General features: G+C 70.9%; 11 protein-coding genes. 8 read left to right on the top strand and 3 right to left on the bottom strand.

Annotation, left to right across the window (positions count from 1 at the left end):
- Positions 1 to 74 precede the first annotated feature (74 nt).
- The 4 genes from O7635_RS04455 (at position 75) to O7635_RS04440 (ending at position 5,042) form a co-directional block, all read left to right on the top strand.
- Entirely contained in the window at positions 75 to 1,823 is a 1,749-nt protein-coding gene (locus O7635_RS04455; RefSeq protein WP_278079138.1) for an ABC transporter substrate-binding protein, read from the top strand.
- 90 nt (positions 1,824 to 1,913) lie between these two features.
- A complete protein-coding gene (locus O7635_RS04450) occupies positions 1,914 to 2,906 on the top strand; it encodes an ABC transporter permease (RefSeq protein ID WP_278079137.1) in 993 nt (330 codons plus the stop codon).
- Positions 2,907 to 2,925: 19 nt separating this feature from the next.
- Positions 2,926 to 4,008, top strand: a complete 1,083-nt coding sequence (locus O7635_RS04445; protein WP_278079136.1) for an ABC transporter ATP-binding protein — start codon at positions 2,926 to 2,928, stop codon at positions 4,006 to 4,008.
- The gene (locus O7635_RS04440; protein WP_278079135.1) at positions 4,005 to 5,042 is read left to right on the top strand and encodes a dipeptide ABC transporter ATP-binding protein; all 1,038 of its coding nucleotides are present in this window, start codon (positions 4,005 to 4,007) and stop codon (positions 5,040 to 5,042) included. The genes O7635_RS04445 and O7635_RS04440 overlap by 4 nt, the downstream gene beginning before the upstream one ends.
- Positions 5,043 to 5,080: 38 nt before the next feature.
- Here the strand turns inward: O7635_RS04440 and O7635_RS04435 are convergent, their stop codons facing one another.
- A complete protein-coding gene (locus tag O7635_RS04435; protein ID WP_278079134.1) occupies positions 5,081 to 5,491 on the bottom strand; it encodes a hypothetical protein in 411 nt (136 codons plus the stop codon).
- Between the two features lie 30 nt (positions 5,492 to 5,521).
- Here O7635_RS04435 and O7635_RS04430 point away from each other — a divergent pair, with 30 nt between their 5' ends.
- The 3 genes from O7635_RS04430 to O7635_RS04420 are packed head-to-tail and all read left to right on the top strand — an operon-like array spanning position 5,522 to position 8,797.
- Complete coding sequence (locus O7635_RS04430; protein WP_278079133.1) at positions 5,522 to 6,064, top strand: PadR family transcriptional regulator; 543 nt, start codon at positions 5,522 to 5,524, stop codon at positions 6,062 to 6,064.
- Positions 6,045 to 6,716 carry an ABC transporter ATP-binding protein gene (locus O7635_RS04425; RefSeq protein WP_278079132.1) on the top strand — a complete coding sequence of 224 codons (672 nt, stop codon included), beginning with the start codon at positions 6,045 to 6,047 and terminating at the stop codon, positions 6,714 to 6,716. Before O7635_RS04430 ends, O7635_RS04425 begins: the two co-directional genes overlap by 20 nt.
- Complete coding sequence (locus O7635_RS04420; RefSeq protein WP_278079131.1) at positions 6,713 to 8,797, top strand: ABC transporter permease; 2,085 nt, start codon at positions 6,713 to 6,715, stop codon at positions 8,795 to 8,797. The genes O7635_RS04425 and O7635_RS04420 overlap by 4 nt, the downstream gene beginning before the upstream one ends.
- Positions 8,798 to 9,063: 266 nt before the next feature.
- Here the strand turns inward: O7635_RS04420 and O7635_RS04415 are convergent, their stop codons facing one another.
- Positions 9,064 to 9,357 (bottom strand): chorismate mutase, encoded by a 294-nt coding sequence (locus O7635_RS04415; RefSeq protein ID WP_278079130.1) that lies wholly within the window; start codon positions 9,355 to 9,357, stop codon positions 9,064 to 9,066.
- A gap of 279 nt (positions 9,358 to 9,636) precedes the next feature.
- A complete protein-coding gene (locus O7635_RS04410; protein WP_278079129.1) occupies positions 9,637 to 11,463 on the bottom strand; it encodes a bifunctional metallophosphatase/5'-nucleotidase in 1,827 nt (608 codons plus the stop codon).
- 196 nt (positions 11,464 to 11,659) lie between these two features.
- Here O7635_RS04410 and pcrA point away from each other — a divergent pair, with 196 nt between their 5' ends.
- Positions 11,660 to 14,086, top strand: coding sequence for a DNA helicase PcrA (gene pcrA / locus O7635_RS04405; protein WP_278079128.1), 2,427 nt, complete (start codon positions 11,660 to 11,662; stop codon positions 14,084 to 14,086).
- Positions 14,087 to 14,249: the final 163 nt, after the last annotated feature.

The following is a 14,249-nucleotide window of genomic DNA, read 5'->3' as shown; positions in this document are numbered from 1 at the left end:
CTTTGCACACGCACGTTTCGTTCGGAAATCTCGGGAGCTGAGGGAGCCCCAGCCGGGCGGGAAGGGAGAAGATCGTGCGAATTAAGGGAGGGGCGCTGATCGTCGGCGCTCTTGCCGTGGCGATTACCGCCGCGGGTTGTTCTGAAACCACGTCCGGTGGTGAGAACGGTGGCTCGACGGAGGCCAAGACCCAGACGGGGTCGATCTCCTACGAGGCCGCCGACAACACTGGCCCGGCCAAGGCCGTCGATGGCGCCACCAAGGGCGGCACCATCACGGTCATGCAGCTGTCGGACGTCGAGCACCTCGACCCGGCTCGTAACTACGTCAACGTCCAGCAGGTCATGGGCAACCTGATCTACCGGTCGCTCAACGGTTACCAGGAGGACGGCAGCGGCAAGATGACGCTGGTCGGCGACCTGGCCACCAACCCGGGCACCGACGTCAACAAGGACTGCAAGGTCTGGGAGTTCAAGCTCCGCGACGGCCTGAAGTACGAGGACGGCTCGGCGGTCACCTCGAAGGACGTCGCCTACGGCCTGGCCCGTAGCTTCGCCCCCGAGCTCAACGAGGGTCCGCACTACATCCAGCAGTGGCTCTACCCGGGTGGCACCTACAACGCCACCTACAAGGGCCCCTACGAGGGTGGCCAGATGCCGGCCGGCGTCGAGACCCCGGACGACAAGACCATCAAGTTCACCTTCGCGGACCCGCACTGCGACATGCCGTACGCGGCCGCGCTGCCGACGACCGCGCCGGTTCCGCAGGCGAAGGACACCAAGGGTCAGTACGACCTGCGTCCGTTCTCCTCGGGCCCGTACAAGGTCAAGAGCTACACCCGTGACAACCTGCTCGAGCTCGAGCGCAACCCCAACTGGGACGCCAACACCGACCCGATCCGCACCGCTTACCCGGACAGCATCAAGTTCTCGTTCGGTCTCGAGCAGCAGCAGATCGCGGAGCGGCTCGTCGCCGACGCGCCGGCCGACCAGGCGTCGCTGACCTGGGGTGACACGCCTCCGGCCGTCCTGCCTCGCACCACCGCCGCTGGTGTCGCGGAGCGGGTCGCCAAGGGCCCGACGCAGTACGTCTGGTACCTGGGTGTCAACAACCAGCGGATCAAGGACAAGAAGATCCGTGAGGCGCTCTACTACGGCCTCGACCGCGACGCCGCGCTCAAGGCGATCGGTGGCACCTCGGCCGGCACGCCGGCCAGCACGCTGATGTCCCCGACCACCGCGGGCTTCGAGAAGTACGACGCCTACAACGCTCCGGCGACCGGTGACGTCAACAAGGTCAAGGAGATCCTCGGCGGCACCACCCCGCCGCCGCTGGTGCTCGCCCACAGCAACACCCCGCTTCGCACGGCGCAGGCCGAGGCGATCCGGGCCAGCCTGGTCAAGGCCGGCTTCCAGGTGACGCTCAAGGCGATCGAGGCGACCAGCTACTACGACGAGGTTGGCCGGAAGAACACTCCGTTCGACCTGTACCTGCACGGTTGGGGCTCGGACTGGCCGACCGGTTCGACGATCATCCCGCCGCTGTACGACAGCCGCGAGATCGTCGACGAGGGCAACCAGAACCTGGCCTACTTCGCCGAGCCGACCGTCGACGCGGAGATCGACCGGATCAAGACCCTGCCGGCCGCCGAGCAGGACGCCGCGTGGATGGCTCTCGACAAGAAGATCATGACTGACTACTTGCCCGAGATCCCGGCCTACTACGACGCCACTCACGAGCTGTTCGGCTCGAAGGTCGGCAATGCCTTCCTGAGTGACGCGTTCGGCGTGATCCAGCTCAACAAGATCTACGTCAAGCAGTAACCCGTTCCGCTACTGATCGGGTGCGGGTGGCTTCCCACCAGGACAGCCACCCGCACCCGGCCGGCGATCTCCATCGGATAGGTGCCCCCAATGGTCCGGTTCATCACGCGCCGCGTGCTCGTCGGCCTCACGACGATCATCGCGATCAGCATCATCGTCTTCGGGCTGTTCTTCGCGGTGCCTTCGTCGCCGGCGAAGGTCATGTGCGGGAAGAACTGCGACCCGGCCAGCATCGCGGCGGTGGAGACGCGCCTCGGTCTGCGCGAACCCATCGTCGAGCAATACACCGGCTTCATGAAGGGCGTCTTCGTCGGGCGCACGTACGCCGAGGGCACCGCCTTCGAGCAGCGCTGCGACGCCCCCTGCCTCGGCTTCTCGTTCCGCAACAACGAGTCGGTGACCGCCATCCTGGGCCGGACCCTGCCGGTCACCGCCAGCATCGTCTTCGGCGCGGCCGTCCTGTGGTTGCTGATAGGCGTCTCATTGGGCATGATCTCGGCGCTCCGCAGAGGCACCATGTTCGACAAGGTGGCGATCGGCATCTCGCTGACCGGCGCGTCGATGCAGGTGTTCTTCTTCGGCCTGATCCTGCTCTACGCGTTCGTCTACGCGACCGGCCTGCTGCCGTTCCCGTCCTACACCCCGCTGACCGAGAACCCACTCAAGTGGGCCAGCGGGCTCATTCTGCCCTGGGTCACGCTGGGCTTCCTCAACTCGGCGATCTACGCCCGGTTGTCCCGTGCCCAGATGCTGGAGACCCTCTCCGAGGACTACGTGCGCACCGCCCGCTCCAAGGGTCTGCCGCTGCGCCGGGTCTACACCAAGCACGCGTTGCGCGCGGCGATCACGCCCATCGTGACGATCGCCGGCCTCGACATCGGCGCGTCGCTCGGTGGCACGTTCATCACCGAGACCATCTTCGGCCTCCGCGGGCTGGGCAAGGAGACCGTCGAAGCGGTCAACTTCCTGAACCTGCCCATCGTGGTGGCGACGGTGCTCCTGGCCGCGGTGTTCATCGTCGTGGCCAACCTGATCGTTGACGTGCTGTACGCCGTGATCGACCCACGGGTCCGGCTGAGCTGAAGCGCGAGGGAGAACAACAGTGACCGCACCAGCCTCGGCGCCGCAGAGCCCGACGACCAACGACACCGGCCCGTACCTGCGGGTCAAGGACCTCCGGGTGCAGTTCCCGACCGAAGACGGCGTCGTCAAGGCTGTCGACGGGGTGTCGTTCGAGGTCGAGCGCGGCCGGACCCTCGGCATCGTCGGCGAGTCCGGATCCGGCAAGAGCGTCACGTCGCTGACCATCATGGGCCTGCACAACACCAAGCGGGCCCGCATCTCCGGCGAGATCTCGGTCGGCGGCCGCAACGTCGTCGGCATGTCCGAGGAGCAGAGCCGGCGGCTGCGCGGCCGCGACATGTCGATGATCTTCCAGGACCCGCTGTCCGCGCTCCACCCCTATTACAAGGTGGGCGCCCAGATCGCCGAGGCCTACAAGGTCCACCACCCCAACGCGTCGAAGAGCGAGGCCAAGAAGCGCGCGATCGACATGCTGGGCCGGGTCGGCATCCCGCAGCCGGCACGCCGCGCGGACTCCTACCCGCACGAGTTCTCGGGCGGCATGCGCCAGCGCGCGATGATCGCGATGGCCCTGGTCAACGACCCTGACCTGCTGATCGCCGACGAGCCGACCACCGCCCTCGACGTCACCGTGCAGGCCCAGATCCTCGACCTGCTCGAAGACCTGCAGCGCGAGTTCAACTCCGCGATCATCATGATCACCCACGACCTCGGCGTGGTCGCCCAGGTCGCCGACGAGGTGCTGGTGATGTACGGCGGCCGGGCCGTCGAGTTCGGCAGCGTCGAGCAGGTCATGCGCCGCCCCCAGCACCCCTACACCTGGGGTCTGCTGGCCAGCGTGCCCTCGCTGCACGGCAACGCCGAGGCCGACCTCGTGCCGATCAAGGGCAACCCGCCCTCGCTGATCAACCTGCCGAGCGGCTGTGCCTTCCACCCGCGCTGCCGCTACGCGGGCCGCAACGGCGACCGCTCGTTCACCGACGTGCCCGAGCTGCACCAGGTGCAGGAACGCGGTCACCTGGTGGCCTGTCATCTGTCCGAGGCGGACCGCAAGAAGTTCTACGCCGAAGACATCGCACCGTCCGCTGGAGTCGCGCAATGACCGAGACCCTGGTCCAGCAGCCCGGCACGCAGCCGGTCGAGCCGTCCCGCCCGTCCGGCGAGCCGTTGCTGGTCGTCGAAAACCTCACCAAGCACTTCCCGGTGCGGTCCGGCATGTTCGGCAAGACCGGTCTGGTGCGCGCGGTCGACGATGTGAGCTTCTCGGTGCGCCCGGGCGAGACCCTCGGCCTCGTGGGCGAGTCGGGCTGCGGCAAGACGACCACCGGCCGCATGCTGGTCCGCCTGCTGGAGTCCACGTCCGGAAGGATCACCTTCGAGGGCAAGGACATCACCCACGCGAAGGGCGGCGGCCTGCGGCAGCTGCGGCAGGACATGCAGATCATCTTCCAGGACCCGTACGCGTCGCTGAACCCGCGGCACACGGTGGGCCGGATCGTGGCGATGCCGCTGCAGGTCAACGGCATCAACCCGCCTGGTGGCGTGAAGAAGCGCGTCCAGGAGCTGCTCGAGCTGGTCGGCCTCAACCCGGAGCACTACAACCGCTATCCGCACGAGTTCTCGGGCGGTCAGCGGCAGCGCATCGGCGTGGCCCGCGCGCTCGCCCTGCGGCCGAAGATCATCGTCGCCGACGAGCCGGTGTCGGCCCTCGACGTGTCGATCCAGGCCCAGGTCATCAACCTGCTCCGCGAGCTGCAGCGCGAGCTCGACCTCGCGTTCGTCTTCATCGCGCACGACCTGGCCGTGGTGCGCCACTTCTGCCAGCGGATCGCCGTCATGTACCTCGGCAAGATCGTCGAGATCGGTGACCGCGACGCGATCTACGAGCGCCCGGCCCACCCGTACACCCGGGCGCTGCTCTCGGCGGTGCCGGACGTGACCAAGATGGGCGCATCGGGCCGCATCCGCCTCGAAGGCGACGTCCCGACGCCGCTGAACCCGCCGTCGGGCTGTCGCTTCCGCACCCGGTGCTGGAAGGCGCAGGAGGTCTGCGCGACCGAAGAGCCGCCGCTGACCATCAAGCCCAACGGCGCGGCGGCCGCCTGCCACTTCCCGGAGGACGGCGTCATCAGGTAGGTCCGCTCACGGCCGCCGGTGGTGGCCGAGAGCGGTGATCAGCCAACCGGCGCCGGCGGTGGCGTGGCCGGCCAGTCGTTGATGATCCCGATCAGGCGGACGTAGCGCTCGACCCGTGGGTCGTTCGCGGTGCGCAGCCGCTCCAGCAGCGTGCCGCGATAGTCGACGCTGTCCGCCGTCTCGAACGTCTCGGCGAGCGGGTGACCACGTCGGCCAGCACTGCGGCCGCCGCCGGCGTCGCCGGGTCGATGCCGGCGGCGATCGCCTCGGTGACCCGGTCGCGCACCTCGATGGTCAGCGACGGTCAGGTCCTCGGCCAGCACGCCCTTGATCGTCGGCAGGTCGAGGCCGAGATCCCGGAGGGTCCGGACCAGGTCGAGGCGGGCGACCGCCGCGAGGTCCCAGCGGCGGTGGTTGGCGGGTGGAGATGCAACCCCGACTACTTCCATTGTGTATACTCACTGGGTATAGTCACGCCTGTGACTGTCTCGTACGCGTTGCTCGGTCTGCTCGAACGGTCCGCCCGGCACGGCTATGACCTCAAGCAGTCCTATGACAAGCGGTTCGGTGGGGTGAAGCCCGTCCGGTTCGGTCAGGTCTACCGCGCGCTCGCCCAGCTCACCCGCGACGGGCTGATCGAGGTCGTCGGTGTCGAGGCCGGCGCCGGTCCCGACCGGAAGCGCTATGCGATCACCGACGACGGGGTCACCGACCTCGGCGCCTGGCTCGGCGAGCCCGAGGCCCCGCAGCCACTGCTGCAGCCGGTGCTGTTCACCAAAGTGGTGCTGGCGCTGCTTTCCGGGCGTCCGGCCGACCGCTACCTAGACGCCCAGCGGGCCCTGCACCTCGAGGCGATGGCCGCGCTGACCCGGGCGCGGCGCGCCGCCACCAGCAACCAGGACGCGATCCTGGCCGACTACCAGCTCTTCCACATCGAGGCCGACCTGCGGTGGATCGACCACACCTCGGCCCGGCTCGGCGTGCTGGCCGACGAGGTGCGCGATGCTGTTGACCGGCCGTGACCTGCACAAGTCGTTCGGCAGCGCGCACGCCCTGCGCGGCGCCGGGATCGCGGTGGCCGAGGGCGAGATCGTCGCGGTGATGGGGCCCAGCGGCTCCGGCAAGTCGACGCTGCTGCACTGCCTGGCCGGCATCCTGCGGCCGGACTCCGGCGAGGTGTGGCTCGGCGACCGCCGCGTCGACGACCTGCCCGACCGCGAGCGGGTGCACCTGCGCCGCACCGCGTTCGGGTTCGTCTTCCAGTTCGGCCAGCTCGTTCCGGAGCTGCCCGCGGTGGAGAACGTGGCGCTGCCGCTGCTGCTGGCCGGTCGCCGCCGCCGGGACGCCCTCGCGGCCGGGCGGGACTGGCTGCACCGGCTCGGCCTGGCCGGCCTCGAGGAGCGCATGCCGGGCGAGCTGTCCGGCGGCGAGAGTCAACGGGTGGCGCTGGCCCGCGCGCTGGTCGCCGGGCCGGCGGTGGTGTTCGCCGACGAGCCGACCGGCGCGCTCGACTCGGTTGCCGCCGACCAGGTGATGGAGCTGCTGGTGGACGCCGCCCGGGCGCAGGGCGCCAGCGTCCTGCTGGTCACCCATGATGCGCGCGTCGCCGCGTACGCCGACCGCCGGGTGCTGGTCCGCGACGGCCGCGAGACGGTGCTGGTCGGTGCCGGATGAACCCGCTGACGGCGCTGCGGCTGGCGCTGGCCGGCGGTCGCGAGCACTGGCTCCGCCGGGCGTTCACCGCCACCGGCGTCGGTGTCGGCGCGACGCTGCTGCTGCTCGGCATCTGTGCGCCGTTCGCGGCCATCGGGCGCGACGCCCGCGTCGGCTGGCAGGACGCCGCGACGGCCGCGGTCACCGACGAGATTCCTGACCCGCCGGCCGAGAAGGCCGACGGCGCCCTCTTCCTCGCCGTCAGCGACTACTTCGACGGCACCCCGATGATCCGGGCGTACGTGGCCCCGCTCGGCGCTGACCCGCCGCTGCCGCCGGGCCTCGACCGGTTGCCCGGCGCGGGCGAGATCGCGGTGTCACCGGCCATGCGCCGGCTGCTCGCCGACACGCCCGACGACCAGCTCGACGACCGGTTCCCGGGCCGGCCGACGATGACGATCGGCCCGGCCGGGCTGGCCCACGCCGACGAGCTCGTCGCCGTCATCGGCCGCACGCCCGAGCAGCTGCGCGGCGTGCGCTCGGTCGGCGAGGTGCACGGCTTCTACCGGACCTCGCCGCGGGGCGGGATCCTCGCGCTGCAGGCGGCCGGCCTCGGCATGGGCGTGGCGGTCTTCGTCCTCGTACCCGTGCTGATCTTCCTTGTGCTGATGACCCGGGTGGCGGCCGCCCAACAGGAGCGGCGCCTGGCGATGCTGCGGCTCGTCGGCGCTACCCGCGCGCAGACGGCGCTGCTGGCCGCGGCCGAGACGGCGCTGGCCGCCGGGGCCGGGGCGCTGCTCGCCTGGGGCGGCTACGAGCTGGGCCGCCGGGTGCTCGCCGCCACCGTCGTGTTCCAACGTGGACACTTCTGGCTCGCCGACCTCGCCGTGCCCGGCTGGGTGCTCGCGCTGGTGCTGGTCGGCGCGCCGCTGCTGGCCGTCGGCACGACGTTCGCCTCGCTCTGGCCCGTGCAGGCCACCCCGCTGGCCGTGCACCGGCGCACGATCCGCCCGGCGCCGACCCGGTGGGCCGCCCTGCCCCTCGCCGTCGGCGTCGTCGGCCAGCTCGCCCTGATCCCGCTGGAGCTGCCCGCGACGACGGTCGACCAGCTCCAGCCGATCCTGGTGCTCCTCCAGGTCGTCGGCGCGGTCCTGATCGGACCCTGGCTCTGCCTGCTGGCGGCCCGCGCGGTCGCGGGAGTCAGCCGGCGGGCGCCCGCGCTGCTCGCCGCACGGCGGATCGCGCACGACCCACGGTCGACGTTCCGCTCGGTCGGCGTCGTCGCGCTCGCCGCGATGGCGGCCACGTTCCTCGCCAGCACGGCCGACCGGCCCGGACCGCCGCCGGACCAGGAAGACCAGCGGCTGCGGCCGGGAGTGGTCCAGATCAACACCGGTCCAGTGTCGCCGGACGTCGTCGCGCCGCTGCTGGCGGCGGGCGCGGTGGCCGAACGGTGGGGCGGCCGGTCGGTGATCTCGTGCGCCGACCTCGCCCGCGTGCGGTACGCGACCTGCCCGCACCCCGCCAGCGAGTGGGGCCCGGTGGAGCCCAACTCGGACGTCGCCGGCATGACCGTGGCCCAGCTCTACGTGCCGACCGACGGCAGCCTGCCCGCGGAGAACCGGGTGCGCACCCAGGCGGCCAAACTGGTCCCCAACGCGATCATCAACACCGACCGGGACCCGGTCGACTACCACCTCGAGACGATCTTCCTCGACTTCGACCGCCTGGCCGGCCTGGCCGCGGTGTTCGTGCTCGTCCTCGGCGCGTTCGGCCTGACCGGCGGCGTGATCGGCGGTCTGGCCGAGCGGCGGCGACCGTTCGCCCTGCTCCGGGCATCCGGGGTGCGGTTGGGCGAGCTGCGCCTGGTGCTGCTGGTCGAGACGGCGGCGACGATGCTGGTGACCTCGCTCGTCGGGGTCGCGCTCGGCCTGGTCGCGGCCTACGCGACCACCCGCGGCGACAACCTGGTCTGGACGTGGCCGGGCCTGCCGGTGCTCGGCATGATCGGCGCCGGCGTGCTGGCGGCCCTGGTGTTCGCGTCGTTCGCGCTCCCGCTGCTCGGCCTGGCCACGCGGCACGAGGCGATCCGCTACGAGTGAGCCGCGAAGCGTCGGTGTGTTGCCGATCGCGGGTCGATCGCGGGTCGACGCGGGCCGATCGTGGGTCGGTCGCGGCCTCCTGGGTCGGTCGCGGCCTCGCGGGTCGGTCGCGGCCTCGCGGGTCGGTCGCGGCCTCGCGGGTCGGTCGCGGCCTCGCGGGTCGGTCGCGGGCCGATCGCGGGCCGATCGCGGGTCGATCGTGGGTCGATCGTGAGCCGACCGTAAGCCGGCCGCGAGCCGACCGTGAGCCGATCGCGGGCAGGCCGCTAGAGGGCGCCGCGGCCCGCGCGCAGGATCAGCAGCGCGAGCTGGGTGCCGTCGGCGCCCAGGGCGGTGCGGAACTTCTCCAGGATCTCCCGCTCGCGGGACAGCACGAGGCGGGTGCCGCCGGAGGCGACGCGGGTCGCGCCGACCTGCTGCGACAGGTTGGCTCGCTCCTGCCACAGCTCGATGATGGCGGTGTCGATCTCGTCGATCCGCTCGCGCATCGCGCGGATGCGTTGCGCCGCGGCGGCGTCTTCGGTGCCGGTGGTCGGCTGGGCGACGGCGTTGGTGCTCATCTCATGCTCCTCGGGGGCCATGTCAGGTCTTCTCGTCTCGGCGGCCGCCGGATCCCGAGGCCGAAAAAGCCCCGGGCTCCAGGAGCCCGGGGCTTTTTGCAGGTCTTGTGCTCAGGCGCGACCTACAGCTGCCGGACTCCCGGTGCCGTAGTAAAAGTAAAATCGCGGCTGCTGGATCACGTGGGCAAGTATGCCCGCGGCCCCCAAACCGGCGCAAGAGCCACCGGGGTGTGGCGCCCGACCCATCCCGACAAGCGGGACGGGCCGGGCAACCAACGGTCAGCCGACGCGGGTGATCCGGTCGGCCGGGCCGGGCGCCACTGGGGCGTTCTCGCCCAGATAGGCGACCAGCGCGTCGACGTCGAAGCCGGGCGCCGTGGTGCGGTCGGTGCGCACGTTGAGGTTGGTGAAGCCGTCGCCACCGTTGGCCAGGAAGTCGTTGGTGGTGACGCGGTAGGTCGCCGCCGGGTCGATCGGGGTGCCGTTGAGCGCGATCGCGCTCACCCGGGAACCCGCCGGCAGCGTCGTGTCATAGGTGTACGTGAAGCCCGCCGACACCTGCAGCACCCGCTGGGTGGTCTGCCCGCCGAACCCGACGAACTGCTGCTCCAGCACGTCCTTGATCTGCGCGCCGGTGAAGGTCTGGGTGACGACCAGGTTGTTGAACGGCTGCACGGTGAACGCCTCGCCGTAGGTGACCTGGCCGGGCGCCTCGCCGCCGGGGGAGTTGGCGTACGAGAGCGACGCCCGGATGCCGCCCGGGTTCATGAACGCGATCTGCGCGCCGTCGTCCTGGGTCCAGGCCAGCTGCGCGTCGGCGATCACGTCACCGAGCGGGCTCTCCTGGTTGGGCCGGACGTCCCGGACGATGTCGGCGGAGATGGCCCCGACGACCTCGTTGGCGATCGGCGAGACGGCGGTCCGGTACTTGTCGGCGAGCCGCTTCGCCGCCGGGTCGACCAGCGCCGCGTTGCGGACGAACGTGCCGTCCGGGTTCGTCTGGTAGGTGCCGTCCGGGTTGCGGACGCCGTTCTCCGCGATCACGTTGCGGGCGGTGATCGAGGCGAACTTGCCGGTCTTCTTGTCGAGCGCGTAGTCGATGTCGGTGACCAGCTGGCCGTTGGTGCCGGCGCTGGTGACCACCACATTGGCACCGGCCGAGTTCGGCAGCGCGCACGAGTAGAAGCGGTGGGTGTGACCGGACACGACGATGCCGTACTCCGGGCGCAGGCCCTTGACGATGTCGACCACCGGGCCGGCGAAGTTGTTGCAGCCGTCCACCGGCTGCGGGCTGCCCGACTGGGAACCACCCTCGTGGAGCAGCAGGACCATCGACTTCACGCCCAACAGCCGCAGCAGCGCGGCGTACCTGTTGGCGGTCTGGATCTCGTCCTTGAAGTCGACGTCCTGGATGCCCGCCGGGTTCACGATGCTCGGGGTGCCCTCCAGCGTCATGCCCACGAAGCCGACCGGCACGCCGTCGACGATGCGGATGTTGAAGGGGAGCAGCAGCGGCAGGTTGAGCCGCTTGGTGACGACATTGGCCGCGAGGTACGTGAAGTCGGCGCCGTAGAACGGGTCGCCGTCCTGGCAGCCGTCGACGGGGTGGCAGCCGCCGTACTGCAGGCGCTTGAGCTCGTCGGTGCCCTCGTCGAACTCGTGGTTGCCGACCGAGGTGATCTCCATGCCCATCACGTTGAGCATCTCGATCGTCGGCTCGTCGTGGAACGCGGCGCTGACCAGCGGCGTCGCGCCGACCATGTCGCCGGCGCCGACGGTGGTGCTCAGGCGGCCCTCGGCCTTGGCCTCGGCCCGCAGCCGCTTGACGGCGGTGGTGAGGTATTCGGAGCCACCGGCGGGGACCCCGTTGACGGCGGCGCCGGACCCGGTGGGCGGGTCGATGGAGCCGTGGAAGTCGTTGAACCCGAGCAGGTTGCCCTCGGCCAGCGTGCCGCCGTGGCCGAACGACACCGAGACGGGCGTCAGGGCGGGCGCCGCGGCCGCGGGGGACGGGGCGGCGCCGGGCAGGGCGACGATCACCCCGAGGGTGAGGGCCGGCGCCGCGAGGTAGCGCAGCCACCGGCCAGGTCGACTCGTGATCGGCATTTCACATCCTGTGTGTGATCGAACGGGGCGTCACCCGGACGGGGAGACGCGACAGAGGCCATCGTTCTCTTTCGGGTGACAAGACGCCAGGCCAGGCCGATGACGACAGGGTGTCGGATAGGGACACGAGCGGGTGGTACGGGCGCAGTGCCGCCGCCGGAAGTTGTCGGACGGTCGGAATAGACTTCGCGGTGCGATGCGTGCTCTCTTCGAAATCTCCGATGCCGACGGCCGGCCCGCCGTGCTCGCCGCTGCCGACTCCGCGGCCGACGGCGGCGCCGCGCGGCCGAAGCGACCCCAGCTCGACCCCGAAGCGCTGGTCACCGGCCTCAATGGCCCGCAGCGCGACGCGGTCACCCACGCCGGCTCACCGCTGCTGATCGTGGCCGGCGCGGGCTCGGGCAAGACCCGGGTGCTGACGCACCGCATCGCCTACCTGCTGGCCGCGCGCGACGTGCACCCCGGCCAGATCATCGCGATCACGTTCACCAACAAGGCCGCCGGCGAGATGAAGGAACGCGTCGCCGCGCTGGTGGGTGGCCGCGCGCGGCAGATGTGGGTGTCGACGTTCCACTCCGCGTGCGTACGCATTCTGCGTGCCGAGCACGACCACGCCGGCCTCAAGTCGACGTTCTCGATCTATGACGCCGACGACTCGCGCCGGCTCATGCAGCTCGTCGCCCGCGAGCTCGACCTCGACCCCAAGCGCCACCCGGCCCGCGGCCTGGCCGCCCAGGTTTCCAACCTCAAGAACGAGCTCGTCGACCCGGAGACCTTCGCCGAGCGGGCCAAGGGTCCGATGGAACGGGCGGTCGCCGAGGCGTACACCCTCTATCAGCGCCGCCTCAAGGAAGCGCACGCCCTCGACTTCGACGACCTGATCATGACGACGGTGCACCTGTTCCAGTCGCACCCGCACGTCGCCGAGACCTACCGGCGGCGCTTCCGGCACGTGCTGGTCGACGAATACCAGGACACCAACCACGCGCAATACGTGCTGATCAAGGAGCTGGTCTCCGGCACCGAGGGGCTGGAGCCGGCCGAGCTGTGCGTCGTCGGCGACGCCGACCAGTCCATCTACGCCTTCCGCGGCGCGACGATCCGCAACATCCTCGAGTTCGAGCGCGACTACACCGACGCGCGCACGATCCTGCTCGAGCAGAATTATCGCTCGACCCAGACCATCCTCAACGCCGCCAACGCGGTGATCAGCCGCAACCCGTCCCGCAAGCCCAAGCGGCTGTGGAGCGACCAGGGCGCCGGCGAGAGCATCGTCGGCTACGTCGCCGACACCGAGCACGCCGAGGCCGACTGGGTCGCCCGCGAGATCGACCGCCTCACCGACGACGCCGGCGCCCGCCCGGGCGACGTCGCGGTCTTCTACCGCACCAACGCGCAGTCCCGGGTCTTCGAAGAGGTGTTCATCCGCGTCGGCCTGCCCTACAAGGTGGTCGGCGGCGTCCGCTTCTACGAGCGGCGCGAGGTCCGCGACGCGCTCGCCTACCTGCGCGCGATCGTCAACGACGACGACACGGTCAGCATCCGCCGCGTCATGAACACCCCGCGCCGCGGCATCGGCGACCGTGCCGAGGGAGCCGTCGAGGCGCTGTCGTCCCGCGACCGCATCTCGTTCGGCGCCGCGCTGCGCCGGGCCAGCGAGGCCCCCGGCATCTCCAGCCGGGCCCTCAACGGCATCGGCGACTTCGTCGCGCTGCTCGACGGCCTGCGCGAGCTGTCCGACACGGCGCCGCCCGAGGAGGTCCTCGAGGCCATGCTGACCCGGTCGGGCTACCTGGCCGAGCTGGAGGAGAGCACCGACCCGCAGGACGCGGGCCGGGTCGAGAACCTGCAGGAGCTCGTCTCGGTGGCCCGCGAGTTCACCGAACGCGTCGAGGGCAACGACGAGCAGGCCACCCTAGCCGGCTTCCTGGAGCAGGTGGCCCTGGTCGCCGACGCCGACCAGGTCCCCGCCGACGACCCCGACCACCAGGGCGTGGTCACCCTGATGACGCTGCACACGGCCAAGGGCCTGGAGTTCCCGATCGTCTTCCTGACGGGGCTCGAGGACGGCGTGTTCCCGCACATGCGCGCGCTGGGCGACAACACCGAGCTGGAAGAAGAACGCCGGCTGGCGTACGTGGGGATCACCCGCGCCCGGCAGCGGCTCTACCTGTCGCGGGCGGTGACGCGGTCGGCCTGGGGCGCGCCGTCCTACAACCCGACGTCGCGCTTCGTGGCCGAGCTGCCGGAGGAACTGGTGCGCTGGGAGCGCACGGAGGGGGCCTACACGTCCTGGTCCGGCACCGGTGGAGGCGTGGGGAACCGCGGCGTGGGTGCGTCCGGCGGCGGTGCCGCGCGCGGCGGCGGCTTCTCGGGCGGCACGCCCAAGGCCGCGGCGCTGGCGGCCCGGCTGGGCATCGACGGCAGCAAGCTGTCGACGGCCAGCGAGCTGCGCCAGGCCGCGCCGAAGGTGGCGGTCGGGGACCGGGTCAACCACCAGCGCTACGGGTTGGGCCGCGTGCTCGCCGTCGAAGGCCAGGGCCCGAGCGCCCGAGCCCAGATCGACTTCGGCGACCAGACGATGTGGCTGGTCCTCCGCCACGCGCCGGTGGAGAAGCTCTAGCCCGCGGCTGCGCTTCACCCCGGGGCGGACCTCCTCGTCCGGTCCTCGCTCGACCGCACAATGCTGTTCGCATGGGGGCGAGGTCGTTCGTCGGGCTCGGCGCTCCGCCTTGTTCCCGTCATTCCCGCCCGCTGTGCTTGGGTGGTCGCGACGTTGCGGCTTG

Source organism: Asanoa sp. WMMD1127 (genome assembly GCF_029626225.1).
In the GTDB taxonomy this organism is placed as follows: domain Bacteria; phylum Actinomycetota; class Actinomycetes; order Mycobacteriales; family Micromonosporaceae; genus Asanoa.
Note: the sequence above shows the minus strand (reverse complement) of the source record. Positions and strands in the feature narration are given on the sequence as shown.

Bases quoted from the DNA above. Each gene is read 5' to 3' on its own strand.
- O7635_RS04420 (WP_278079131.1), top strand. From the start codon at position 6,713: ATGAACCCGCTGACGGCGCTGCGGCTGGCGCTGGCCGGCGGTCGCGAG.
- O7635_RS04440 (WP_278079135.1), top strand. From the start codon at position 4,005: ATGACCGAGACCCTGGTCCAGCAGCCCGGCACGCAGCCGGTCGAGCCG.
- O7635_RS04435 (WP_278079134.1), bottom strand. From the start codon at position 5,491: ATGGAAGTAGTCGGGGTTGCATCTCCACCCGCCAACCACCGCCGCTGG.
- O7635_RS04425 (WP_278079132.1), top strand. From the start codon at position 6,045: ATGCTGTTGACCGGCCGTGACCTGCACAAGTCGTTCGGCAGCGCGCAC.
- pcrA (WP_278079128.1), top strand. From the start codon at position 11,660: ATGCGTGCTCTCTTCGAAATCTCCGATGCCGACGGCCGGCCCGCCGTG.
- O7635_RS04450 (WP_278079137.1), top strand. From the start codon at position 1,914: ATGGTCCGGTTCATCACGCGCCGCGTGCTCGTCGGCCTCACGACGATC.
- O7635_RS04415 (WP_278079130.1), bottom strand. From the start codon at position 9,357: ATGAGCACCAACGCCGTCGCCCAGCCGACCACCGGCACCGAAGACGCC.
- O7635_RS04410 (WP_278079129.1), bottom strand. From the start codon at position 11,463: ATGCCGATCACGAGTCGACCTGGCCGGTGGCTGCGCTACCTCGCGGCG.